The sequence below is a fragment of the Pseudomonas sp. B21-021 genome (genome assembly GCF_024749205.1).
In the GTDB taxonomy this organism is placed as follows: domain Bacteria; phylum Pseudomonadota; class Gammaproteobacteria; order Pseudomonadales; family Pseudomonadaceae; genus Aquipseudomonas; species Aquipseudomonas paraglycinae.
Map to the genome: position 1 here is coordinate 2,719,910 of NZ_CP087192.1, position 22,546 is coordinate 2,742,455.

Below are 22,546 nucleotides of genomic sequence, written 5' to 3' on the forward strand. Positions count from 1 at the left end.
GGGAACATGGATCAGTTGGCACTCAAGGCAATCGAGCGCATCGCCGCAGAACGGCGCGCGCCGTATCAGCACATCACGGTCGAGCGGATCACGCCGATCATCGGCGCCGAGATCGGCGGCGTCGATCTTTCGCAGCCGCTGAGCGACGAGCAGCTCGCGGAAATCCGCCGGGCCTTCCTGGAGAACCACGTGGTGGTGTTCCGCGATCAACATCTGACGGTGGACGAGCACAAGGCGTTTGGCCGGCTGTTCGGTGAGTTGCGGGCGCTGCCGGTGGAGGACATCGACGGCGATGACCCGGAGCTGGTGGTGATCCGCGCCAATGCGCAATCGCGCTACGTGGCCGGCGAAACCTGGCACACCGACGGCACCGCCGATCTGGCGCCGTCCATGGGCTCGATGCTGTACGTCAAGGAAACCCCGGCCATCGGCACCGGCGGCGACACGCTGTTCGCCAACATGCACCTGGCGCTGGAAATGCTGTCGCCGACGATGCAGCAGTTTCTTGGCGAACTGACGGCGATCCACGACGGCGCGATCCCATGGAAGGGTTATGAGGCGCCGGCCAACTTGCCGAAAACCGAACACCCGGTGGTGGTTCGCCACCCGGAAACCGGGCGCAAAACGCTGTTCGTCAATTCCGGGTTTACCTCGCACATCGTCCAGTTGTCTGGCGGTGAAAGTCAGGTGCTGTTGAACATGCTGTTCGATCTGGTCGCCCGCGAACCGGTCCTCAGCTGCCGGGTGCGCTGGGCGCCGAATACCCTGGTGTTCTGGGACAACCGCTGCACCCAGCACCATGCGGTCTGGGATTATTTCCCGCACTCGCGGTATGGCGAGCGGGTGACGATTCTGGGGACTCAGCCCATGTCTTGAGCCTAAATAAACCGGTGGGAGCGGCGATGCCATTCCCACCGGTCATTCACAGTCCTTGTTTGAGCAGTTGCTCGACAATCAACTCGCCGAACGCCAGATTCCCGTGCAGCGGGTCATCCACTTCGCAGTACGCCGAACGCTGAAAACCCTGCTCATCGTTCGCCGCTTCGCGCACGTCGATCAGCTCGATGCCGAGTCCTTGCAGGCGCTCGATCAGCAGCGCCTGCGCCGCCATGAACACTCGCGAATCGGACAACTCCGGCACCCGCTGCGGCGGCAGCACGGCGAACACTTTGAGGTTCATCGCACGGGCCTGTTCATAGAACGCCAGCGCAGGTCGGGACAGGGTATCGACAATGGATTTGAACAGGGGACCTGCGAGAAAACCTCCGTCTAATTCGCCGTCCGGGGTCTGGTAACACGTCCAGTTCGGCGCGGTGGCGAGGTAGTGCAGGCTCAGGCCAATGGTACTCACCAGCGGCACCCCGACCTTCGCCAGTTGCGGCACTTCGAACGGCTCAAGGGCCTGGCGATACAGGCGCTCCATCTCGGCCTCCCGAAACACCACGTCATGGCGGGTCAGGCTGAAAAAGTCCACCGCAAAATCCCGGCCGGTGCCCAGCGGCCCGCCACTGAAAGGCAGCTCGCGGGCCTGCGCCGCCTTGCCGATGACCCCGGCATGGGAGTCGCCCAGCAGCAGAAACCTAGGCGTAGTAATCGAGCACGGCGTCTTCACAGACAAGCTCCTCGCTGGATATGCAGGTGGAGGGAACGCTGGCCGGCGTGTGCACGGGTTGAACCGCGTCGAGCCCGGCAAAAAACTGCTGCATGACGAACGCCACGCCTTCGGGCGTGACCTCGCGCTGGTTGGGTTGGTAGAACGCACCCTTGAACGGTGTACCGGTGATGATTTCGTAGGAGGGAAAATAGTCGACGTCGTGCAGGTCTTCGCACAGTTGCCCGGCGACGGCGCGCAGAACCGATTTGGAATAGGTGGTGGCGCTCAGCACATGCTCGCCTGTGGCCGTCGCCGTCAGGGGCACCGGTGACACGGTGAGCAGAACGCGCAATTGCGGGTTGATCGAACGCATCAACTCCAGCGCCCGGACCATGTCGCCATAGGTGTCCATGAAGCCGAAATTGCAGAAGCGGTGCAGCTGCGGATCAAAGGTGCCCTGCACGGTGCCGGGGCACACGGGATACACCAGCCCGGTCTGACGATTTTGCCAGGCTTCGGTCAGGCCAAGGGTGAACACGAACACTTTGGCTCGGCGCAGGGCGGTGCGGATGGCGTCGAGGGTGGCTTCGCGCGATGCGAACAGCGCTTCCTCGCTGGCAAAACCTTCGGGCTCCACGGCAGGGCGGAACGGGTCGAAGAAACGCCCGTCATGGGCCCAGGTTTCGTCGGGCGGCAGGCTCACGCCCAGCGCCCATTCCAGCCATTGGCACAGCATCGCCGGGGTGTACAGATTACCGGTGCGGAACGAGAACACCCCGTAGTTGTGGGCCTTCCAGTCGGCTGCGGGCAGTTCGGCCGGGGCCGGTTCCGCATCCAGCCAGTTCATGCCGCGCTCTACCAGCGCCCGGCCGATGTGCTGGGCGAAACACGAGCCAGCGGTGACGATGGCGTCCTTGTTGCCGATCTCGAATTGTGGCGTCCACAGTTGATCGATGTTCAGCGCGGGCTTGTCAGCCACGGCGGTGCGCCAGAAAGCGCGGGGTGGCAGGCATTGATAAGGATTCACGACGAGGGCCTCCTTGGCGGTCGCTGATAAAACGGGGTCAGCTGATTTGATAGCGGTAGATCAGGTCGTCAAACCACTGATCTCCAATCTGATAGGCCTGCGGCACGCGGCGCTCGAATACAAAACCGCATTTCTCCAACACCTTGCAGGACGCGATATTACCGTCGGTCACGGTCGACTCCAACGAGTCCAGGCCGATGGCGGCGGCATAGTCGATGATCGCCTGGCGCGACTCGGTGCCAAAGCCTTTGCCCTGATGTTCCGGCAACAGCAGGCAACCGACCTCGGCATGCCCCGGCGACAGGATGCGAAATCCGGTCACGCCCAGTTCCTGCCCGCTGGCCCTGTCGGTCACCACCAGACACAACCAGTGATCCGACTGCGGCCCCCAGGCCGGAAGCCGATGCTCGAAGCCTTTGCGCACCTGGTCCTCGGCGATTTCACCGAACACGTACTGCATGGTTTGCGGCTCGGAATGCAGCCTGAGGAACAGCGGCCAGTCGGATTCGACCATCGTGCGCAGGTCCAGGCGTTGCGTGGTGAGCTCGAGCATCCGCTGCTCCTTGCAAGGGCGGAAAGGGAAGACGGTTTTTTACTGGGTGTGGGGCGAAAGATCAATGGTTTGATCCGGCGTGTTTCGCAAAGCCGATCTTGATCGCCACCAGCAGCGGCGCCGCCACCGCAAACAGCAACGTCACTGCCATGAACGCACTGTCGAAGGCGATCACCAGCGACTGCTCCGACACCGTCCGCCCCAGCAGACTGGTCGCGGCACGGGCCGCCGCCGCAGGTTCCATGCCTTTGCCCGTCAGCCAGGCGCCGGTGCTTGTCAGCCGTTCGATGAGCGCGGGACTGCCGGGTGTGACGCTGCTGCCCAGGATCACGGCGTTGGCCGCATGCCCGTGTTCGATCAGCGTTTGCAGCCCGGCCACGCCGATCAGACCGCCCAGTTGCCGGCCGGTATTGAACAGACCGATGCCGGCCGCCAGGTTGCGGCTGTTGAGGTGAGTGAACGCGATCAGGGTGATCGACAGAAACAGAAAGCCCAGCCCCAGCCCACGCAGCAGGATGGCGCCCATCATGTCTGCGCTGCCGCTTTCGCGGGTCGAACCGGACAACAGCCACATGGCAATCATGATCATCAGGATGCCAAACGGCACCGTGGCAAACGGCGCCACGCCGCGCGCCTGCATCAGCCAGGCCGCGATCAGCAACGCGCCGACAAACAGTGCGCCGCTGGGCAACAGCAGCAGGCCGGCCTCGGTGAGGGTAAAACCCAGAACTGACACGGCAAACGCCGGAATCAGGTAGGCACTGCCGAACAGCGCTGCCCCTGCGACGAAGCTGACAATAAAGGCGAACGAGAAATCGCTCGACCTGAACAGACTGAAGTCGAGCACGCCTTTGCCGCTGATCAACAGTTGCTGGCCGAGAAACCCGAGCAGAGCTGCGCTGCCGACCAGCGTCAGCCAGACGATGCGCGGCGCTTCGAACCAGTCCCAGCGTTCGCCCTGGCTGAGCACGTAGGTGAAGCAGAGCAGGGCGGTGGCGCTCAGCAGCACGCCCAGACCGTCGAATGGATGCTGGCTGGCTCGGGCGGGTGTCGGGGTGGCCGTGATCAGTAACAGTCCGCTGGCAATCATGGCCAGCGGCACGACGCTGAGGAAAATCCAGTTCCATGACTGGCTGTCGACCAGCCAGCCTTGCAGGGCGGGCGTCAACGTGGCGGAGGCGACCACTGCACCGATGGCGAACAGCGCTTGCAGCGCGGGTTGCAGCTGGCGCCGGTAGCTGCGAAAGATCAGCACCTGAGCGGCCACCAGCAGTGTGCCGCCGGCAAAACCCTGCAGGATGCGCAGCGCTATCAGCAGATCGAGCCACGTGCTGCCGGCAGCGATGGCGCAGGCCAACCCCATGGCCAGGGTCGCAGCGACGATGACGTTGCGCGGGGCGAAGCGCGCCAGCAGCCACGACGCCGTAAGGAAACCGATCAGCTTGAACCCGGTGTAGCCGATGTCCAGCCAGGCAAATTCGTCAGGTGTGGCGGCGGTGTCACCGATGATGTCGTTGCGGCCCAGCACCAGCGCAGTGCCGGCGATCGCTTCGGTGAGGCTGGCCAGCAGAATGCCGATCATCAACAACACGCCGGGCCGGGCTGCGGCAGACCGGTTCATGACCCGTCTCCACGCTCCACGTCGACCCGCGCCGACAGCCCCGGCACGATGCGCCCCGGCAAAGGGTTGTTGGCGAGGCGGATTTTCACCGGCACCCGCTGCACCACCCGGACGAAATTGCCCGTGGCGTTGTCGGTCGGCAACAGGCTGAAGGCCGAGCCGCTGCCGGGGGCAAAGCTGTCGACCACGCCCTCCAGCACGTCGTCGGGGTAGCCGTCGACGGTGATCCGCACCGGCTGACCGGGCTGGATATGCTCCAGCTGGGTTTCCTTGAAGTTGGCCACGACCCACACGTCCTGCACCGGAACGATGTCGAGCAAGGCCACCCCCGGCGTGACGTAACGGCCGACCCGCACCTGACGGTTACCGACCACCCCGGTGACGGGCGCACGCACCACGGTGCTGTCCAGGTCGATCCGGGCCAGATCCTGCGCCGCCTCGGCCTGCGCCATGGCCGCGAGGGCCGCGCCGCGCTGGGCCAGCAGCACGGCGAGGCGTTGGCGCTGAGCCTCGACCGACGCCGAAGCAGCGTCCACCGCCGCAGAGGCGCGCGTCTGGGCCACCGCCGTCTCATCGACCAGCGCCATGCTCACGGCATTGCTGGCGATCAGTTTGCGGTTGCGGTCGTGGGTCTTGCCGGCGAGGTTCATCTGCGCGGCGGCGGAGCGGCGCTCGGCCTCGGCCTGACGGATCTGCGCATGTTGCAGTTGCGTCTGGGCATCGACATCACTGAGGCGCGCCTGCGCCGACTTGAAGTTGGCTTCGGCCTGGGCGAGGCGGGCGCGATAGTCTTGATCGTCGATGCGAAACAGCACGTCGCCGCTTTGCACCGACTGGTTGTCGCGCACCTCGACGCGGGTGACGTAGCCGGCAACCTTGGCCGCCAGGGACGTGACATCGCCACGCACATAGGCGTTGTCGGTCGAGATACTTTTGCCGCCGTACAGCACGGCATAACCGCCCGCCACAATCGCCAGAGCGGCGGCGCACAACAGTAGTCCTGCCGCCTTGCGCTTGCCTTGGCGCGGTGTCGCGGGCGTCGTTTCGGACTGCGTCGTGCTGGCGGTGGTGGGCTGGGGCGCGTTCATGATCGGGGTCCTGCTCAAAGCCGACACCTCCGGCAGTCGGGCTGCCGAAGGTGGATTGGCGAATGGATCGGTTACGGCTTGACGGGTTTGACCAGTTCGGTCTCGCTGCTGTCGAGCACGAACACCGCCAGCAGACGGGACGGTTCGGTGGTGCTGGCATTGGCGCTCACCGCGTGGAAATCACCCGGTTGTTCGACGAAGTTTTCCCCGGCCTTGTAGACTTTCTCCGGCGCGTCGCCGACCTTGCTGCGCACGGCGCCCTCTAGCACCGTGGCGTAGATGAACGCGGACTTCGGATGAAAGTGCGCCGGCGACGATCCACCGGGCGCGTATTCCACCAGCACGCCCCGCATGGATTTGCCGGGAACGTTGGGCAGGGCGCGGTCGAACACCACGGTGACCTTGCCCCCCTGCGGCTCGGCGGCCGAGACGGATGAGATTGAAAGGGCCGCAAACGTGGCGGCCAGCAGGATTCGGCTGAACATGGCGATACTCCTTCAAATCAGGTGGGGTGTTTCAGCGCTGGGTCGATTTCGCCAGCCAGTCTTCAAAGCGGGTCGGGCCCAGGCGTGGATTGCTGCTGCCGGGGGTGAGCGACTGGTCGTCGAGCACATCGCCGAAGTAACGGGCGTGGACGTCCGGGATCACTTTGCGGGTGTCGTGGGTGGCGTGGAAAAAACGCCGGACCAGTTCGTCGAGCGGCATGGCTTCTGGGCCGGCAATTTCCTGCGTGCCGTTGATCGGCGCTGCCAGGGCAACGTCGGTGAGTGCAGCAGCGACGTCGTCAGAAGCCATGGGCTGAATCAACGCCGGGGACAGGCGCACTTCCTCGCCGACGGTGGCGGATTGGGCGATGCCGCCGACAAATTCGAAGAACTGCGTGGCCCGCAGCAGGGTGTACGGAATGCTCGACGCCTTGATCAGGTTCTCCTGCGCGACCTTGGCGCGGAAGTAGCCGTTGGCAGGCGAGCGCTCACTGGCGACGATCGACAGCGCCACGTGATGGCGAACCCCGGCGGCGGCTTCGGCGGCGAGCAGGTTGCGGGTGGAGTTCTCGAAGAAGTCTAGTACGGCCTGGTCTTCCCACGAAGGGGCGTTGGAAACGTCGACCACCACCTGGGCGCCGTCCATCGCTTCGGCCAGGCCTTCGCGGGTGATGCTGTTGACGCCGGTGTTAGGGGAGGCGGCGCGGGCGTCGTGGCCGCGTTCGCGCAGATTGTTCACAAGTTTCGATCCGATGAGGCCGGTGCCTCCGATAACGACGATCTTCATGGCATCTCTCCACTTGCCGACGGCAACCATTGCTGTCGATGTGGGTTGAGCATGCCGTTGGCGCTTCAGCAAATCCTTGTGGTGACCTTGGATTTGCCTTGGTTTTCTGTCCAGACAGGCCAATCCGTCGGCAGATGCGTAGACCAGCGTGCAGACCGGTGCGGTGGCCCAGGGTCTGCCGTATCATTGAGCGCACGACAATCGCCCGCTCGGACACGGAGTCGGGGGCGCCAGACCAGAGAACAGCCACCGTGCCATTCGTGTTTGAAGACTACGTGCTCGACCAGCAGCGCCGGGAACTGACCTGGCGCGGGGAGGTTGTGACTGTCGGGCCGCAGGTCTTCGATCTGCTGTTGCTGCTGGTCAGCAACCGCGAGCGGGTGGTCAGCAAGGACGAACTGTTGAGCGCGGTGTGGAGTGGCCGGATCGTTTCCGAATCGACCATCACCAGCCACATCAACGCCGTGCGCAAGGCCATCGGCGACACCGGCGAGCAACAGCGTCTGGTGCGCACGGTGCCGCGCAAGGGCTATCGCTTTGTCGGTGAAATCATCCCGTGCGAAAGCCCCGTCAATACGCCTGAAGCGCCTGCGAAACCCGAGGTGGTCGCGACACTTGTCCTGCCGGAAAAGCCTTCGATCACCGTCCTGCCATTCCAGAACCTCAGCGGCGACCCCGAACAGGACTACTTCGCCGACGGCATCGTCGAAGACATCATCACCGCGTTGTCGCGCCTGCGCTGGCTGTTCGTCATCGCTCGCAACTCCAGCTTCACCTACAAGGGCAGGGCGGTGGATGCGCGAGGTGTCGGTCAGGAACTGGGTGTGCGTTATGTGCTGGAAGGAAGCGTGCGCAAGTGCGGCAGCAAGATCCGCATCACAGGCCAGTTGATTGATACCTGCAGCGGAACGCACCTGTGGGCCGAGCGCTTCGAAGGTCTGCTCGACGATATTTTCGAACTCCAGGACCAAGTGGCCGAAAGCGTTGTGGGCGCCATCGCGCCGCAGCTCGAACGCGCGGAAATCGAGCGGGCCAAACGCAAGCCCACTGACAGCCTCGATGCCTACGATTACTACCTGCGGGGGACGGCCAAGCTGCACATCGGCACCCGTGAGGCGATCGAGCAGTCGCTGGCGCTGTTCTACCGGGCGCTTGAACTGGATCCGGAATTTGCCTCGGCGTATGGCATGGCTGCGTGGTGCCACTTCTGGCGTAAGCTCAACGGCTGGATGACCGACCGGCCCCGGGAAATCGCCGAAGGTGCGCGGCTGGCGCGAATGGGTGTGGAGCTGGGGCGCGACGACGCCGTGGCGCTGACCCGCAGCGGTCATGCCCTGGCCCATCTGACCGGGGATGTCGACTGTGGCATCGCCTTGCTCGATCGGGCTCGACTGCTCAATCCCAACCTGGCCCCAGCGTGGTTTCTCGGCGGTATCCTGCGCGCCCTGCGTGGCGAAACCGACGCCGCCATTGCCAACCTCGAACATGCCGTGCGCCTGAGCCCGCTGGATCCGGAAATGTTCCGCATGCAGGTGGGCATGGCGCTGGCGCACTTCTTCGCTGGTCGTTTTGAACTCTCGGCTTCCTGGGCCGAGAAAGCGCAGGGAAACCTGCCCAGTCTATTGGCAGCGCCGGCCTTGATCGCCGCAAGCCAGGCGCTGAGTGGGCGAACCGACAAAGCCGGGCAGGCCATGGAACGGGTGCGTCAGCTGGATCCGACTTTGCGGGTGTCCAGCCTGAGCGCGTGGCTGCCCATTCAACGGCCTGAAGATGTTGCCCGGTTTGCCGAAGGTTTGCGGTTGGCGGGGTTGCCGGAGTAACGGTTCAGCCAGCCAGCGTCGCGTTATCGATCACAAAACGATATTTCACATCGCCCTGCAGCATCCGCTCGTAGGACGCGTTGATCTGGTCCGCGCGAATCAGCTCGATGTCGGAAACGATGCCGTGCTCGGCACAGAAATCCAGCATCTCCTGAGTCTCCGGAATACCGCCGATCATCGAACCGGCGATGGTCCGGCGCTTCATGATCAGGTTGAACACGTTCGGTGACGGATGCGGCGAGGCGGGTGCGCCGACCAGCGTCAGGGCGCCGTCGCGCTTGAGCAGCACCAGGAACGCGTCGAGATCGTGAGGCGCGGCGACGGTGTTGAGGATCAAGTCGAAGCTCTTGGTGTGCGCGGCCATTTCCTCGGCGTTGCGCGACACCACGACCTCATCGGCGCCCAGTGCCTTGGCGGCTTCGCGCTTGGACTCGGAGGTGGTGAACGCCACGACATGCGCGCCCATCGCATGGGCCAGTTTGATGCCCATGTGGCCCAGGCCACCGATACCGACCACACCGACCTTTTTGCCCGGCCCGGTGTTCCACTGACGCAGCGGCGAGTACGTGGTGATGCCCGCACACAGCAGCGGCGCGACGGCGGCCAGTTGAGCTTCAGGATGGCGGATGCGCAGCACGTAACGCTCATGCACCACGATGTTTTGCGAATAACCGCCAAGGGTCCAGCCCGGTGCGTCCGGGGTCGGGAAGTTGTAGGTGCCGATCATGCCGTCACAGTAGTTTTCCAGACCGGTTTCGCAGTCGTCGCAGTGTTTGCAGCTATCGACGATGCAGCCGACACCCACTAGATCACCGACCTTGTAGTCGGACACATGGGCGCCGACTGCCGAAACGCGGCCGACAATCTCGTGCCCCGGCACGCACGGGAATTGCGTCCCGGCCCATTCGGCGCGCACCTGGTGCAGGTCGGAGTGGCAGATGCCGCAGAAGGCGATATCGATCTGCACATCATGGGCCGCCGGCGCGCGGCGATTGATCTGCATCGGCTCAAGGGGTTTATCGCCGGCGTGGGCACCGTAGGCGTGTACGAGCATGGGAGTAGTCCTTGATGAATGTGTCGAAGGACCATTCTTCCCGGATTGCTCGCACAGCCTGTAATGCATTTCTACCGATTACTTGCCTGATCCTGCGGGATCGATTTCGGTGAAATCACGTCAGTCCATCGAGAAATGCATTCGCATGTTCATCGCGGCGTCGTACTGATTGCTGGCTACCCGGCGTTCGATCAAGCGGTCGGATCCGCCTTCGGCAACGCGACGTTCGATCAGGCGATCTGAGCCGCCTTCGGCGACGCGGCGTTCGAGCAGGCGATCGGAACCGCCTTCGGCAACACGGCGTTCGAGCAGGCGATCGGAGCCACCTTCGGCAACACGGCGTTCGAGCAGGCGATCGGAGCCGCCCTCGGCAACGCGGCGTTCGATCAGTCGGTCCGATCCGCCCTCGGCGACGCGGCGTTCCATCAGCCGATCCGAACCCCCTTCGGCAATCTGGGTAGGCGCCTTTCTGGCCCGGTACTGTTGCACTGATGAAGTTTCTGAATCCGGAGCACTGGTTTCCTGCCTGTTGGCAACCGGCATATCCGGCAGACAACTTGCCCCGAATGCATGAGTGGCAACTATCCAGGTGGCTGAAACAATGGCGACGGGTAATACCAATCCAATAGTTTTCATCGTGATCATCCTGAGTCGTGGTGGGATTTCGTTAATGAACTTCCGGGTGCAACCAGACAGGTTTGAATTCAATCGAATTCTTCTAATGAGGAATGCCGTGTTCCTGCGCGGCCAGTCGAATGCGGTTGTACGCAATCAGGCGCATCACATAGCCCAACTTGATCGCGGTCGGTCCGAGGATCGTCATACCGTGCGCGCCGACCAGCGCGGGCAAGGTCAGGTGAGCGTCAAACACATAAGCCAGGAAAATCCCCGCCATCAACATGCCCAGGCCGCCGATCAGCAATACGTGGGACAACTTCAGCACGCGATGCGAGTCTTCAAAAAAGTCATACATGTTGATCAGCCATCCCTGAGTTAATGAGTGGGTGGACAAGTTTCGGCGCGAACGGAAACCGCGAAGTCAATGACTTTGCAGGGCGTTGCATTTGATGGAGGGATTTTACTGTTGGCGGTAGGGATCAACCATGTTGCATAAGTCTGGTTTTATCCTTCCAGCGTATGGAGAAGTCATACCAACGTATATATACGACTATATATTTAATGGTTGATACCCAGACTTTCGGCCATTCGAACCAGATCGGCGAACGACTGCGCGCGCATCTTGCGCATGGCCTGACTGCGATGAATTTTCACGGTGATCTCGCTCAGGCCGATGGCACTGGCGATCTGTTTGTTCATCAAGCCCGAAACGGCCAATGCCATCACCGATTGCTCTCTGACCGTCAGTGTCCCGTGGCGTGTGCGCAATTCATGATGGCGGCGTTCGCACTCGCGGCGCGACCTGTCCCGCGTATGCGCGGCGACCACGGCATCGATCATTGCCTGCTCGCGAAACGGTTTTTCCAGGAAGTCGACGGCACCGGCTTTCATGGCGCGAACCGTCATGGCGATGTCGCCGTACCCGGTCATGAAAATGATCGGCAAACCGATTTTGGCTTCGGCGAGCGCCTGCTGAAAGACCAGCCCGCTGGTGCCTTGCAATCGCACATCGAGCACCAGGCAACTGGGCAGGTCAGGTCGCTCGAATTTCATGAAGTCGGCGACCGATCCGAACAGCGCGACTTGCAGGCCGATGGAGCGCAACAGGCTGCCAAGGGCCTCGCGCAGAGGTGCGTCATCATCGATGATGAAAACGATGGGTTCCGGGTTTTGGTCGGGTGCTGATTCTACTTCCATACGCTGGATGGCTTCGCGGCGATCGGGTTGCGCAGGATGCTGAACAACTCAATGGAAAACTTTGCCCGAGCCTCCGGTTTTCATTGGATTTTTCTTGGGTAACCGTCCAGAGGCCATCGAACGCGTGTTCCTTCGATCGATGGCCTCGTTGGGTCAGTTTCCTGCCCGGGCGACAATCGCGAAATTCCCCGGCGCCTTTTCCAGCAACCCCAGAAATCTCACCAGATCGACCTTGCTGCCATCCACCTTCAGATCATCGGAAGTGAGCGTTTCCTTCAGCCCGGCGGTGCCGCCCAGCAGTTGGACGAACAGGTCCTTGGTGACAGTCAGCGTTGCGTTGGCGTTCGCCGCCGTCGGGCCTTTTCGGTAGTGCAGCACGGCGTTTTCGATCCACAGCACGAACGATTCATTGGTATCGGTCAGGACCAGATTGAACGTCCAGTTCTTGCCATCCGCCGCCGGCCCGTCGAGGCTTGCGGCCATGGCTTCGAGGAAGCGTTCGGTGGGCGTCTGCTTCATCAATTCGATCAGGTCGGAGCGTTTGACGCCCTTGGTCGGCGGGCCGTTGCGCAGCTCCATGGCCGCCGTCAGGTAGCTGTTGCGCCAGGTCGCCGATTCCGCCTGATAGCCCATCTGTTCGTACGCGCGGGCCAGCAGTTCCTTCGCGGCCGTGTCGTCGGGTTTGACGAGCACGGCCTGATCCAGCAGTTCGGCGACCCAGCGGTATTCGCCCTTGTCATAGGCCACGCGGGCGGCTTCAACTACTTTGGCGTTACCTCCCATCAATTCGACGTAGCGCTTGGCGGATTCCTTGGGCACCAGAGGATTCAAGTGCGCGGGGTTGCCATCGTAGGCGCCCAGGTACATTTGGTAGATCGCCTTGACGTTGTGGCGCAGGTCGCCGTAATAGCCGCGAGTGCCGAAGTACGAGGCCAGCGAATCCGGCAACTGGATCTTGTCGGCGATCTCGTTGGGGGTATAGCCGGCGTTCATCAGGCGCACGGTCTGGTCATGCAGGTATTTGTAGACGTCGCGGTGCTTGGTGATGAATTCGCGGATCCGCTCGTTGCCCCAGATCGGCCAGTTGTGCTGACCGAAGTAGACCTCGGTGTCGCCCAGCTCGTCGAGGGCGATTTGCGTGTAGTCGGACCAGCGCCGCGCATCGCGCACCTTGGCGCCACGGATCGGCAGCAGGTTGTGCATGGTCTGCGCCAGCAGCTCCGCACCGCCGTACGCCTTGAGCGCGGGGATCGAAAAGGTAAGCTCGGCCGGGGCTTCCGCGCCGGGCATGTTGTGGAACACGAAGCTGACGCCGTCGAGCACCAGCGGCTCGATCGGCTGGTCGATGATCTGCGTCGGCGGCAGGATGCCCATGCTGCCGTAAGCGACGTTTTTGCCCAGACCGGTGTCGACGATGCCGGTGGCGCCCGGCGTCAGGTTCTTGCCGAACTGATACATCGAACGCCGCGCCATCGCCGGGCCCGCCAGGATGTTTTCGCTGGTGGCTTCCTCCATGAACCCGGCAGGCGCGACGATGGGAATATTGCGCTGGGCGACTTCGCTGCTTGAGGTGATGCCCAGCACACCGCCGAAATGGTCGGCATGGTCGTGGGTGAAAATGATCGCGGTGACAGGCTTGTTGCCCAGATGCTCGCGGGCGAATGCCAGCGCTGCGGCGGCGGATTCCCGGGAGGTCAGCGGATCGACCACGATCCAGCCGTTTTGCCCGTCGATCAGCGTCATGTTAGCGATGTCGAAACCGCGCAACTGGTAAATCCCGTCGCGGACCTTGAACAGACCGATCTGCGCGTTGAGCATCGCGTGCCGCCACAGGCTCGGGTTGACGGTGGCCGGCGCCTGGCCTTCGACGAAGCGGTACGCATCGAAATCGATCAGGACATTGCCGTCAGCGCCGAGGATCTTGCCGGTGGGCCGGGCGATGAAACCGCGCTGGGCATCTTCCATGTCGCGGTTGTCGCTGAGGTCCAGGCCCTTGATCGACGCCTGGATCACCGCTGCCGTGGCGGGCGTGGCATCTCCCGCAGCGACGCTCGGCTTGTTGTCACAGCCGCCGAGGGAGACCAGCGTCAGGGCGATGATCGTGTAGAGGGTCGGTTTCATTCTTGTTGTTCTCCGAGGGTCGAATGCGCTCCAGCCTAGGGGTAGGGCGGTGATGTATCCAATGCATTGTTTACATCCGGATAATGCGTCGCTAGCATCGGGCGAATGGACCTCAAACGACTGTCACACCTTCTCGCGCTGGCCGATGAACGTCATTTCGGCCGCGCCGCCGAACGCGTTCACCTCAGCCAGCCGGCCCTGAGCCGCAGCATTCAGGCGCTGGAGAGCGAAACCGGGCAGCGCCTGTTCGATCGCGACACCGGCGACGTCCGCCCGACGCCGGCAGGGCAGTTTCTGATCGAGCGGGCGCGGCAGCTGCTGTTCGATGCCCGGTCGCTGGAGCGGGACATGGCGCTCTACAGCGATCGCCAACTGGGCAGCCTCGCCTTTGGCGTCGGCCCGTTCCCGGCGGCCATGTTGATGCATCAAGTGGTGCCGCGACTGCGCCTGGATCACCCGGCGGTCACGCTGCGTGTGGAAGTGAACAACTGGCAGATTCTCGAGGCGCGGCTGCGCGCTGAAGCGATCGAATTTTTTGTTGCCGATATCCGTAACTTCACGGCCGAATCCGATCTGCTGATCCGTTCGCTGGGCCAGGTCTCGGCAGGCTTTTTCGTACGACCGCAACATCCTCTGGCCGGGCGTAAAGTGGCGATGGGCGAACTGGAAGGTTACGGCATCGCCACGACGCGCTTGCCGGAAGTGATGAAACTCGAGACCGCCCGAACCCTCGGCATCTCCACCCGCCAGACGCTGCCCATCGTGCTTGAGTGTGATGATGTGGCGTTGCTCAAGACCGTCGCTGGCTCAACCGACACCATCCTCGGCGTCATCCATGGCGCCGTGGCCGAAGACGTTCGGGTGGGGCGTTTGATTGAGCTTCATGTTGTGGACAGGCCGGGATTTCATTCTGAAATTGGCGTGGTGAGTTTGCAGGGTAGAAGCCTGTCGCCGACGGCTTTGTGTGTGATTGAGGCGATTGTTGCCGAGATGCAATCCGTTCACGTCGAACAATCCCCACGTTTTTAGAGATACGTCCTACAGCCACGATTTTCCTGCTTCGTTAACGTCGTGCAGCCCCTTGCGAGGGGCTGTCGATGCATGAACGAAAGGACAATCAGTGGCTGGTCAAAAGGACATTCCCCGGGTTCCCAACCCACCGGCAGGCGACGGGCATCACGTCACCTACCGCTACATGACGGCCACTGAACTGGCCGATCAGCAAGAACGACAAGACAAGTACGACGCCATGCTGGCGAGACAGGACGCATTCGAGCGTAGCCGTGAGGTGGCGGCGAACAAGCCTGAGCCGGTGCGCGCGGGCTGCGTGTTTGCCAAATCGTGCAAGTTGCCGGATGCGATCATTGATTACTCGAATCCTTCGGGGATGGTGCCGACTGACAGCCTGAAGGATTACGGCGAACTGATTTTGCTCGGTGGTCGGGAAGCCGATGACAGCGGAGGGGTTGCACTCAAGAAAATCAGCGGCACGGCAATTCCTGCGGGGCTGGGCACTTTCGCCCTCGCCGGTGAAGCGTTCAAGGCATTGCCCGCGATGGTCTCTGCTGCCGTCATCAGCCCGTTGCTCGGTTTGGTGGCGATGCTCATGCCCTCGAACCTGGGCGACAGCGCGCTCTATACCGAAGACCAATTGCTCGCCCTCAAACAGGCCCGAACCCGTGTGCGCTTGCGTGTTGAACAGCAGGCCGACGGGAGCCTCAAGGGTTACGGCTTCTACACGGGCAAGAATCGCGATTGGGAAATGGTAGATGTCGTGCAGTTCACGGCACGTGGTAGCCGGTTTATTGCAGACCTTGGTGAAGGTGTTGAGCTGGTCTGGACGCCCGCCGTGGACGGTTCCGACATTCTTGGTATTCCGGCACTGGAGGCTGCTCCGCAGGCGCCGCATATCTGGGTGTATCCGCCGACGAAAGCGGCGGACGGGATTCTGGTGAATCCGGTTTATCCGCCGGAGTATCGGGATTTCATTCTGGTGTTTCCGGTGGGGTCGGGGGTAAAACCGTTATACGTTGTACTGAGCACCGCACGTAAAGGTTTGGCACCTGCAGGCCATAGCTACCATAAGCCGCCGACTACAGAGCAAATCACCGCATTTCCAGACCTGAAAAAAGTTAGAGACAAAAATCCGGTTCAGGGCGGAGGAGGACTTCGCAAGCGTTGGACAGATGCCAAAGGAAAGAAAATCTACGAATGGGACTCAAGGCATGGAGAGCTAGAAATGTACCGAAGCGATGGGACTCACCTAGGGGCCTTCGATCCCTACACGGGTGAGCAACGCGAAGGACCTATAAAAGAAAGAAGCATCAAAAAAAGATATCTGTGAGGACGAGATGGGACTGGAACTGAGACTGGAGTGGTACGACGCAGCAACCCAGGAATTCCAGGGCGAGGAGTCGTCAAGAGATCTGGGGGATGATGAATCAGTATTGAATGCCCTAGGCATTCCAGTAGAGGGCAACATCAATAATGGCAGCTTCAACGTCGTCGAAAAGTGGGTTGCGACCATTCAGCCGTACTTTCAGCATCAGATCGCTCTGAGTACCAACGACTATCAAATTTCGTTTGATTACAGCTAGCACCGACAGACAGCCTGACTGACAGTAAAGGGGTCAAGCCATGCTCTTTCTTTCAATAACCGGCTTTTACCCGGATGACGTCCAAGACGACACGCTGCAGTTCGAGTTGGATATCGGCGGTAGCGAAATGAATGAAAAAGTTACACAGCTCATTGAATCCAAGCCCCTGAGCGCACTGGAACCTGGTGAGTTGTTACTGAGTGAGGATCAGGTAGCGGCACTGGGAGCCCTGCTGAATGTCACCTTCCCGAGCGGTCTGGAGTATTTCATGGGCACCTGTGCGAAGTACTGAAACTGCGGAGAGCAAAGGGGGCGGATGTATTCACGAGAATACATCCGCCCCCTTTTCACATAAGCCAATCAGCCCCGCTGACCCCGCCCCGGATAATTGAGCACAAACTGCACATGCGCCTTCACCCCGGTGGCCAGTGTCGCGTCATCGGCGGTGAAGTAGGGGCTGTGGTTGTTCGGCGCCTTGCTCATGTCCTGGCCTTCCGGCGTTGCGCCGAGGAACACGAACAGTCCCGGCACCTTGCGTGCGTAGTAGGAGAAGTCCTCGCTCGGCGACAGGGAGGCGGGCAGGCGCTCGACCTTGCCCGGTGCTGCCAGCTCGAGGGCCGGGATCATGGCTTCGGTCAGGGTCGGATCGTTGGTGGTCACGGGCGCATTGTTCACCAGCAGCAGATTAGCCTGGGTCTCGTAGGCGCTGGCGATGCTGTTTACCAGCGGCGGCATTTTTTTCAGGATCGTGTCGCGGATGTCGGCGTTGTTGGTGCGAATGGTCCCGGTCATTTCCACGGTCTCGGGAATGATGTTGGCCGCCGAACCGCCGTTGATCGTACCGACACTGATCACGCCCATGCCCTGGGTCAGGTCGACGCGCCGACTGACCAGCGTCTGCAATCCGCTGATGATGCCTTGACTGGCGACAATCGGATCGACACCGCTCCAGGGCGCCGAACCGTGAGTCTGCTGGCCCTTGACCGTGATGCGGAACGAGTCACTGCTGTTGAGCACGATTCCGGATTTGTAAAACAGATGCCCGGTCGGATAACCCGCCATCACATGCACCCCGAACACCGCTTCGACCTTGGGCGAATCGAGCGCGCCATCGCGGATCATCGCCTGTGCGCCGATCAGGGTGTCGGTCTGGAATTCATCGACATCCGCTGCACCTTCCTCAGCCGGCTGAAACAGAAACACCACCGTCCCGCGCACCTGATCGCGATGCTCGGCCAGCACCTTCGCGGCGCCCAGCAACATGGCGGTGTGGGTGTCGTGCCCGCAGGCGTGCATCACCGGCACGCTCTTGCCGAGCCGCGTGCTGGTGGCCTGACTGGCGAACGGCAGGTTCGTCATCTCCTTGACCGGCAATGCGTCCATGTCGGCGCGCAACGCCACCACCGGCCCCGGCAATCCGCCTTTCAGAATTCCCACAACACCCGTCTTGCCGACCCCGGTGCGCACTTCAATGTTCGACGCCTTCAGCCGCTCGGCCACCAGCGCGGCAGTCTTGAACTCAAGATTGCCCAGCTCTGGATGCTGATGAATCGTGTGGCGCAGATCGACAACTTCTTGATTGACCGCGCTCACGGCGCCATCGACCCAGAGCGCATCGGCGGCATGGTTGGCAGTGGCAACGAACGAGGACAGAACGGCGAGGCAGAGTGTGGTTTTGCAGAAACGGATCAAGGCGGGACTCTCTCTTATGGTTTTTATTGGTGTCAGAGGGTATGCCGCGATGCAAGGCGGGACAAACGAGTCTGGCCGGTAATCGCACGGCTTTTGGTTTTTTGCGTTTTTGCCTGAGCGCGGCGTTCAGCGGATTGTTTTCCATCGCTTGATCCGCTTCACTGTGGCTCTTTTGCCTGAGCGGAAATCAATCATGGAACGATGCGAAGCACTGGTCATCGGCCTCGGCGCCATGGGCGCGGCCACGGTGTATCAACTGGCGAAAGCCGGGGTCAACGTGGTCGGCATCGACCGCCACCATCCGCCGCACACATTCGGCTCCAGCCATGGCGACACCCGCATCACCCGGCTGTCCGTGGGCGAGGGCGCGCAATACGTGCCCATCGTGCGCAACTCCCACCGCATCTGGCGCAAACTGGAAGCGTTGTCGGGCGAGTCCCTGTTCGAACAATCCGGCCTGCTGGTGCTGACCTCCAGCCGCGACTTCGATCCCGCCGACGAAACCGACTTCACCCTGCGCACCATCGCCCTGGCGCAGACCTACGGCATCGAACACGAAGTCCTCGACGCTGCCCAGATCCGCCAGCGCTTCCCGCAATTTGCCCAGGTGCGCGATGACGCCATTGGCTACTTCGAGCCCGAAGGTGGTTTTGTACGGCCAGAACGCTGCATCGACGTGCAACTCAGATTGGCCGAACAACACGGCGCCACGCTGTACAAGGGCGAGACCGTGACCCACATCAGCTCGGACGAACAAGGCGTCACCGTCACCACCGATCAGCGCACCGTACGGGCGAACAAACTGGTGGTCACCGCCGGCAACTGGGCGGGCGGCTTGCTTGGCGCGCCGTTCGACGGGCTGCTCAGCGTCTATCGGCAAAAACTGTTCTGGTTCGAAACCGAGCCCGACGCAGGACTGGTCGGCCACTCACCCACGTTCATCTTCACTCACGGCCCGGACGACGACTTCTATGGCTTTCCCGCATTGCCGGGGGAGGGCAGTTTGAAAGTGGCGACAGCGCAGTATCACAGCACATCCACGCCTGAAACTCTGGATCGCACAGTCTCGGCCGAGGAAGAACGCGAGATGTACGAGCAGCAGGTGAAGGGGCGGATTGCCGGACTGACGGATCGGGTGGTGAAATCAGCGGTTTGCGCCTACACCGTCACGCCGGATCGGCATTTCATCATTGATGAGCATCCACGGTTGCAGCACACGTTGGTGGTGTCCGCGTGCTCCGGGCATGGATTCAAACACTCGGCGGCGCTGGGGGAGGCGTTTGCGCAGTGGTGTTTGCGGGGGGAGAGTGAGCTGGATCTTTCGTTGTTTTCGGTGGGGCGGTTTGAGTGGGAGTGAAGTAAAGCGAGTGACTGCTATCGGCCATAAGCGGACATGCGCAACGCCTGCTTACGGCCAAAAGCAGACATTCCTGGATCTGGGTGCTCCACAAATATAATCCAGCTATCATGCCGATTGAGCCAGTTTTACCTTCGCTAAAAGCTGGCCTATAACCACGCGCACCAGGCCAGTGCCGTTCCTGAAGCATTTAGGGCAGCAGATAACGGTCTTGTCACGAGTCAGAAGCTTTGTGCAGCGATCTCATTCCGCTATCATCAGCTCTAGCTTCTTTTGCTCGCTTCGCTCTCAAGGATCAGGGCATGCCCACGAACAAACGCAAGAGTTTCTCCGAGAACATCAACATTATGTTGGTGGGCGAGGTTTCGGCCAAATGTCCTAAATGTCGAAAGCCCTTGATGTACGAGAAAGCCAAGACATCGAATAAAAAATATGAACTTGCACATATCTACCCACTGAATCCAAAGCCTGTAGAGTTAGAGCTTCTAAAAGATGAGTTCAGGCTCCACCAAAACGTGGATCACCCAGACAATCTCATCGCCCTTTGTATTCTTTGTCATACTGAGTTCGACAACCCAAGGACAGTTGATGGCTACAGGGAGATGGTCGCTTTAAAGCAATCCATCATGGAGCGTAATCGCCAATCCAAGCTCATGGATGAATACGCCATTGAGAACGAAATCGCGAAAATCATTGATGCGCTCGAACACGTCTCTGATGAGGATGTCGAGCTGAGTCTCGAGCCAAAAGCACTCAGCTCGAAGATAAACGGCACCATGACCCGGCTGACGAAAAACCGTATCAAGGAAAATGTCAGTAATTATTTTTCCTTCGTACGTAAGAAACTACAGCTCGTGGAAGCAGAGTCCCCGGACTCATCGATCATGATTTCTCTTCAAGTAAAAACTTACTACCTCCTGCAAAAGAAGCAAACACAGAACCAACAAGTAATATTCAAGAATATCGTAGATTGGATTCGTCATCGTTCTGGCTCTGATTCGAGTGAAGCCTCGGAAATCATCGCGTCATTTTTTATTCAAAACTGCGAGATTTTTGAATGATTACGCCAAATAAATTTATACCGTTCGCAGAATCATCTCTGGGCTATGCAGAAAAAGTGCACGCTGCCGTCGAGTATCCAATATCGCTCGGGGAATTGTACAAAAAAACGGCTTCAAGCTTAGACTCCATCGAACTATTTCTTTATGCAATTGAAATCCTATACCTTAGCAATGCTCTTCAGATAAATCTCACGACAGGGATAGTTTCAAGATGCTGATTTACATAGAGTGCGAGTGGTTCACTGAAAAACGCATCACTTTTAAGGAGAAACTAAACATTGTCGTGGGCGATCGCGCCAATTCCAACTCGATTGGCAAGTCAACACTTCTTAAAATCATCGATTTCGTTTACGGCGGTGAAACACTAATAACCCACAGCAAAGATGTTTCCGAAATACTGGGTCATCACAGTTACATATTTAAGCTGCGCCTGAATAAAGACTATATCTTTGAAAGGAATACTGGTACTCCGACGTTTCTATATCTTCATGAGCCCGACGGTTCAAAACTCGAACTTAGTACTCCAGACTATCTGGATTTTTTGCGGCTCCACTACACTAGCAGTATTGAAGATCTTAGTTTTCGAACCGTCGTTTCTTTGGTGACACGAGTTTGGGGGCGTGAAAACCTAGACGTAAGGAGACCGCTCCATAACTTCAACCAGGAAAGCGGATCTCAGTGCATCGAATGGTTGATTAAGGTGTTCCAGCGATTCGGCCCACTGGAAGATATGTCGATCCGACAGGCCAATCTGTTAGCTGAGCAGAAGTCTCTCAACGCGGCGGCGAAGCAAAGCATCATTCCTAAAATCACAAAGACGAAATACACGAAAAATACTGAAGATATTGCGGATCATGAAGTTCGTTTAGATAAAATCAGGAATGAGATCTCCAGCTTGGCGATTTCCATCAACGAATTGATTGACGAAGCTGTACTAGAGCAAAAAGCTCAAAAAAACAAATTGCTCGAAATAAAAATGTCTATTTCGAGCGAGCTTGAACGAGTTAGAGCCAACCTTGAGGACAATAAAAATATCTCGAGACGAAGTTTTCAGCCACTGCTTCAAATCATTCCATCGCTTAATCTAGAAAAGCTAGAAAATATTGAGTCTTTCCATAATGGCTTGACTCGCATACTTCGCAAAGAAATTAAAGAGAAAGAGCAAGAGCTATCTGAGCAATTAGAAGTCGTTGATGCCCAGATTTCCATCTGTAACGCAGCCATCGCGAAGGCGTTAAAGAACACTGGCAATCCTGCCTTTATCGTTGATTCGGTAATTGATATCTCTCTTGATCTTTCTAAACTCACCAAGGAAAACGAGCTGTATGATAAATTTTCCGAGCTCAAGAAAACAATTAAAGACCTTAAGGAAAGTCTTAAAGAGCAAAAGACAGCCATATTATCAAGCATTGAAGGCAGCCTGAACACCGACATCGAAAAGTTGGTTAGCTTTATCTATGGGGAGGTGAGAGCTTCGCCAAAACTTGAACTTAAACCAGAAAAATACAGCTATGAAATACCTAAGGATACCGGTACAGGCAAGGCTTACTCCAACCTAATCCTTTTAGACATCTCGTTGCTAAGACACGCGACCATTCCGTTCTTGGTTCACGATTCAATTTTGTTTAAAAACGTCGAAAACAAAGCTATTGAAAACATACTTCGCGTGTACCAGTCTCTGAACCAACAAAGCTTCATTTCGCTCGATGGCGAAATCGTAGAGTCCACTTCGGCAAAGTCGCTTGTCGAGTCATGTGCCGTACTTTATCTGAACGCTGAGAAGCTGCTTTACACCGTGGACTGGCGGAAAGATGAAGGCAACGTCACCGTCGACTGACCCAAAATCAGCTACGTTAGCCTTAGCACAGCTAACG

General features: G+C 59.6%; 23 protein-coding genes. 10 read left to right on the forward strand and 13 right to left on the reverse strand.

Annotated features, from left to right (window positions below; translation table 11 throughout):
• The first annotated feature begins 6 nt into the window (after nucleotides 1-6).
• Nucleotides 7-876, forward strand: a complete 870-nt coding sequence (locus LOY31_RS12015) for a TauD/TfdA family dioxygenase (RefSeq protein WP_258713330.1) — start codon at nucleotides 7-9, stop codon at nucleotides 874-876.
• Between the two features lie 46 nt (nucleotides 877-922).
• On the opposite strand, the gene LOY31_RS12020 is transcribed toward LOY31_RS12015, so the two are convergent.
• The 7 genes from LOY31_RS12020 to LOY31_RS12050 all read right to left on the reverse strand — a co-directional run bounded on the left by LOY31_RS12020 (nucleotide 923) and on the right by LOY31_RS12050 (nucleotide 7,155).
• On the reverse strand, nucleotides 923-1,612 hold the full coding sequence (locus tag LOY31_RS12020) for a hypothetical protein (protein WP_258713331.1): 690 nt from the start codon (nucleotides 1,610-1,612) through the stop codon (nucleotides 923-925).
• Entirely contained in the window at nucleotides 1,581-2,621 is a 1,041-nt protein-coding gene (locus LOY31_RS12025) for a GSCFA domain-containing protein (protein ID WP_258713332.1), read from the reverse strand. The genes LOY31_RS12020 and LOY31_RS12025 overlap by 32 nt, the downstream gene beginning before the upstream one ends.
• Before the next feature lie 37 nt (nucleotides 2,622-2,658).
• Nucleotides 2,659-3,174 (reverse strand): GNAT family N-acetyltransferase, encoded by a 516-nt coding sequence (locus tag LOY31_RS12030; protein WP_085688175.1) that lies wholly within the window; start codon nucleotides 3,172-3,174, stop codon nucleotides 2,659-2,661.
• A 61-nt stretch (nucleotides 3,175-3,235) separates the two neighbouring features.
• Nucleotides 3,236-4,795 (reverse strand): MFS transporter, encoded by a 1,560-nt coding sequence (locus LOY31_RS12035; RefSeq protein WP_258713333.1) that lies wholly within the window; start codon nucleotides 4,793-4,795, stop codon nucleotides 3,236-3,238.
• On the reverse strand, nucleotides 4,792-5,883 hold the full coding sequence (locus LOY31_RS12040; protein ID WP_258713334.1) for an HlyD family secretion protein: 1,092 nt from the start codon (nucleotides 5,881-5,883) through the stop codon (nucleotides 4,792-4,794). The genes LOY31_RS12035 and LOY31_RS12040 overlap by 4 nt, the downstream gene beginning before the upstream one ends.
• Nucleotides 5,884-5,954: 71 nt before the next feature.
• Nucleotides 5,955-6,368: a cupin domain-containing protein gene (locus LOY31_RS12045; RefSeq protein WP_085604959.1), complete on the reverse strand. Its 414-nt coding sequence runs from the start codon at nucleotides 6,366-6,368 to the stop codon at nucleotides 5,955-5,957.
• A gap of 31 nt (nucleotides 6,369-6,399) precedes the next feature.
• Nucleotides 6,400-7,155 carry an SDR family oxidoreductase gene (locus tag LOY31_RS12050; RefSeq protein WP_258713335.1) on the reverse strand — a complete coding sequence of 252 codons (756 nt, stop codon included), beginning with the start codon at nucleotides 7,153-7,155 and terminating at the stop codon, nucleotides 6,400-6,402.
• A 251-nt stretch (nucleotides 7,156-7,406) separates the two neighbouring features.
• On the opposite strand from LOY31_RS12050, the gene LOY31_RS12055 reads away from it, so the two are divergent.
• A complete protein-coding gene (locus tag LOY31_RS12055) occupies nucleotides 7,407-8,975 on the forward strand; it encodes a winged helix-turn-helix domain-containing protein (protein WP_258713336.1) in 1,569 nt (522 codons plus the stop codon).
• Nucleotides 8,976-8,979: 4 nt separating this feature from the next.
• On the opposite strand, the gene LOY31_RS12060 is transcribed toward LOY31_RS12055, so the two are convergent.
• From LOY31_RS12060 to LOY31_RS12080, 5 genes are all read right to left on the reverse strand, one after another.
• Nucleotides 8,980-10,029: an NAD(P)-dependent alcohol dehydrogenase gene (locus tag LOY31_RS12060; protein WP_085604950.1), complete on the reverse strand. Its 1,050-nt coding sequence runs from the start codon at nucleotides 10,027-10,029 to the stop codon at nucleotides 8,980-8,982.
• Nucleotides 10,030-10,149: 120 nt separating this feature from the next.
• Nucleotides 10,150-10,665 carry a hypothetical protein gene (locus tag LOY31_RS12065; protein WP_309475638.1) on the reverse strand — a complete coding sequence of 172 codons (516 nt, stop codon included), beginning with the start codon at nucleotides 10,663-10,665 and terminating at the stop codon, nucleotides 10,150-10,152.
• An 82-nt stretch (nucleotides 10,666-10,747) separates the two neighbouring features.
• Complete coding sequence (locus tag LOY31_RS12070; RefSeq protein WP_258713338.1) at nucleotides 10,748-11,002, reverse strand: transmembrane sensor/regulator PpyR; 255 nt, start codon at nucleotides 11,000-11,002, stop codon at nucleotides 10,748-10,750.
• Nucleotides 11,003-11,205: 203 nt separating this feature from the next.
• Nucleotides 11,206-11,844 (reverse strand): response regulator transcription factor, encoded by a 639-nt coding sequence (locus tag LOY31_RS12075; RefSeq protein ID WP_258713339.1) that lies wholly within the window; start codon nucleotides 11,842-11,844, stop codon nucleotides 11,206-11,208.
• Nucleotides 11,845-11,997: 153 nt separating this feature from the next.
• Nucleotides 11,998-13,965 carry an alkyl/aryl-sulfatase gene (locus LOY31_RS12080; protein WP_258713340.1) on the reverse strand — a complete coding sequence of 656 codons (1,968 nt, stop codon included), beginning with the start codon at nucleotides 13,963-13,965 and terminating at the stop codon, nucleotides 11,998-12,000.
• Between the two features lie 105 nt (nucleotides 13,966-14,070).
• Here LOY31_RS12080 and LOY31_RS12085 point away from each other — a divergent pair, with 105 nt between their 5' ends.
• The 4 genes from LOY31_RS12085 (at nucleotide 14,071) to LOY31_RS12100 (ending at nucleotide 16,854) form a co-directional block, all read left to right on the forward strand.
• Entirely contained in the window at nucleotides 14,071-14,994 is a 924-nt protein-coding gene (locus LOY31_RS12085) for a LysR family transcriptional regulator (protein ID WP_258713341.1), read from the forward strand.
• Between the two features lie 91 nt (nucleotides 14,995-15,085).
• Complete coding sequence (locus LOY31_RS12090; RefSeq protein ID WP_258713342.1) at nucleotides 15,086-16,309, forward strand: colicin E3/pyocin S6 family cytotoxin; 1,224 nt, start codon at nucleotides 15,086-15,088, stop codon at nucleotides 16,307-16,309.
• A 7-nt stretch (nucleotides 16,310-16,316) separates the two neighbouring features.
• The gene (locus LOY31_RS12095) at nucleotides 16,317-16,562 is read left to right on the forward strand and encodes a colicin E3-like toxin immunity protein (RefSeq protein ID WP_085604928.1); all 246 of its coding nucleotides are present in this window, start codon (nucleotides 16,317-16,319) and stop codon (nucleotides 16,560-16,562) included.
• 40 nt (nucleotides 16,563-16,602) lie between these two features.
• Nucleotides 16,603-16,854 (forward strand): pyocin S6 family toxin immunity protein, encoded by a 252-nt coding sequence (locus LOY31_RS12100; protein ID WP_085604926.1) that lies wholly within the window; start codon nucleotides 16,603-16,605, stop codon nucleotides 16,852-16,854.
• Nucleotides 16,855-16,922: 68 nt separating this feature from the next.
• Here LOY31_RS12100 and LOY31_RS12105 read toward each other — a convergent pair whose 3' ends face one another.
• Complete coding sequence (locus LOY31_RS12105) at nucleotides 16,923-18,254, reverse strand: amidohydrolase (RefSeq protein ID WP_258713343.1); 1,332 nt, start codon at nucleotides 18,252-18,254, stop codon at nucleotides 16,923-16,925.
• Nucleotides 18,255-18,447: 193 nt separating this feature from the next.
• On the opposite strand from LOY31_RS12105, the gene solA reads away from it, so the two are divergent.
• The 4 genes from solA (at nucleotide 18,448) to LOY31_RS12120 (ending at nucleotide 22,509) form a co-directional block, all read left to right on the forward strand.
• Nucleotides 18,448-19,611, forward strand: coding sequence for an N-methyl-L-tryptophan oxidase (gene solA / locus LOY31_RS12110; RefSeq protein WP_258713344.1), 1,164 nt, complete (start codon nucleotides 18,448-18,450; stop codon nucleotides 19,609-19,611).
• A 302-nt stretch (nucleotides 19,612-19,913) separates the two neighbouring features.
• On the forward strand, nucleotides 19,914-20,672 hold the full coding sequence (locus LOY31_RS12115) for an ABC-three component system protein (protein ID WP_258713345.1): 759 nt from the start codon (nucleotides 19,914-19,916) through the stop codon (nucleotides 20,670-20,672).
• Nucleotides 20,669-20,890: an ABC-three component system middle component 7 gene (locus LOY31_RS29480; RefSeq protein ID WP_408980469.1), complete on the forward strand. Its 222-nt coding sequence runs from the start codon at nucleotides 20,669-20,671 to the stop codon at nucleotides 20,888-20,890. Before LOY31_RS12115 ends, LOY31_RS29480 begins: the two co-directional genes overlap by 4 nt.
• On the forward strand, nucleotides 20,884-22,509 hold the full coding sequence (locus LOY31_RS12120) for a DUF2326 domain-containing protein (RefSeq protein WP_258713346.1): 1,626 nt from the start codon (nucleotides 20,884-20,886) through the stop codon (nucleotides 22,507-22,509). The genes LOY31_RS29480 and LOY31_RS12120 overlap by 7 nt, the downstream gene beginning before the upstream one ends.
• The last annotated feature ends 37 nt before the right edge of the window (nucleotides 22,510-22,546 follow it).

Excerpts from the sequence above, each read along its gene's own strand:
- LOY31_RS12035 (WP_258713333.1), bottom strand. The coding sequence starts at position 4,795 with ATGAACCGGTCTGCCGCAGCCCGGCCCGGCGTGTTGTTGATGATCGGC.
- LOY31_RS12050 (WP_258713335.1), bottom strand. The coding sequence starts at position 7,155 with ATGAAGATCGTCGTTATCGGAGGCACCGGCCTCATCGGATCGAAACTT.
- LOY31_RS12015 (WP_258713330.1), top strand. The coding sequence starts at position 7 with ATGGATCAGTTGGCACTCAAGGCAATCGAGCGCATCGCCGCAGAACGG.
- LOY31_RS29480 (WP_408980469.1), top strand. The coding sequence starts at position 20,669 with ATGATTACGCCAAATAAATTTATACCGTTCGCAGAATCATCTCTGGGC.
- LOY31_RS12075 (WP_258713339.1), bottom strand. The coding sequence starts at position 11,844 with ATGGAAGTAGAATCAGCACCCGACCAAAACCCGGAACCCATCGTTTTC.
- LOY31_RS12120 (WP_258713346.1), top strand. The coding sequence starts at position 20,884 with ATGCTGATTTACATAGAGTGCGAGTGGTTCACTGAAAAACGCATCACT.
- LOY31_RS12085 (WP_258713341.1), top strand. The coding sequence starts at position 14,071 with ATGGACCTCAAACGACTGTCACACCTTCTCGCGCTGGCCGATGAACGT.
- LOY31_RS12065 (WP_309475638.1), bottom strand. The coding sequence starts at position 10,665 with ATGAAAACTATTGGATTGGTATTACCCGTCGCCATTGTTTCAGCCACC.
- LOY31_RS12115 (WP_258713345.1), top strand. The coding sequence starts at position 19,914 with ATGCCCACGAACAAACGCAAGAGTTTCTCCGAGAACATCAACATTATG.
- LOY31_RS12100 (WP_085604926.1), top strand. The coding sequence starts at position 16,603 with ATGCTCTTTCTTTCAATAACCGGCTTTTACCCGGATGACGTCCAAGAC.
- LOY31_RS12045 (WP_085604959.1), bottom strand. The coding sequence starts at position 6,368 with ATGTTCAGCCGAATCCTGCTGGCCGCCACGTTTGCGGCCCTTTCAATC.
- LOY31_RS12095 (WP_085604928.1), top strand. The coding sequence starts at position 16,317 with ATGGGACTGGAACTGAGACTGGAGTGGTACGACGCAGCAACCCAGGAA.
- LOY31_RS12060 (WP_085604950.1), bottom strand. The coding sequence starts at position 10,029 with ATGCTCGTACACGCCTACGGTGCCCACGCCGGCGATAAACCCCTTGAG.
- LOY31_RS12080 (WP_258713340.1), bottom strand. The coding sequence starts at position 13,965 with ATGAAACCGACCCTCTACACGATCATCGCCCTGACGCTGGTCTCCCTC.
- solA (WP_258713344.1), top strand. The coding sequence starts at position 18,448 with ATGGAACGATGCGAAGCACTGGTCATCGGCCTCGGCGCCATGGGCGCG.
- LOY31_RS12030 (WP_085688175.1), bottom strand. The coding sequence starts at position 3,174 with ATGCTCGAGCTCACCACGCAACGCCTGGACCTGCGCACGATGGTCGAA.
- LOY31_RS12040 (WP_258713334.1), bottom strand. The coding sequence starts at position 5,883 with ATGAACGCGCCCCAGCCCACCACCGCCAGCACGACGCAGTCCGAAACG.
- LOY31_RS12070 (WP_258713338.1), bottom strand. The coding sequence starts at position 11,002 with ATGTATGACTTTTTTGAAGACTCGCATCGCGTGCTGAAGTTGTCCCAC.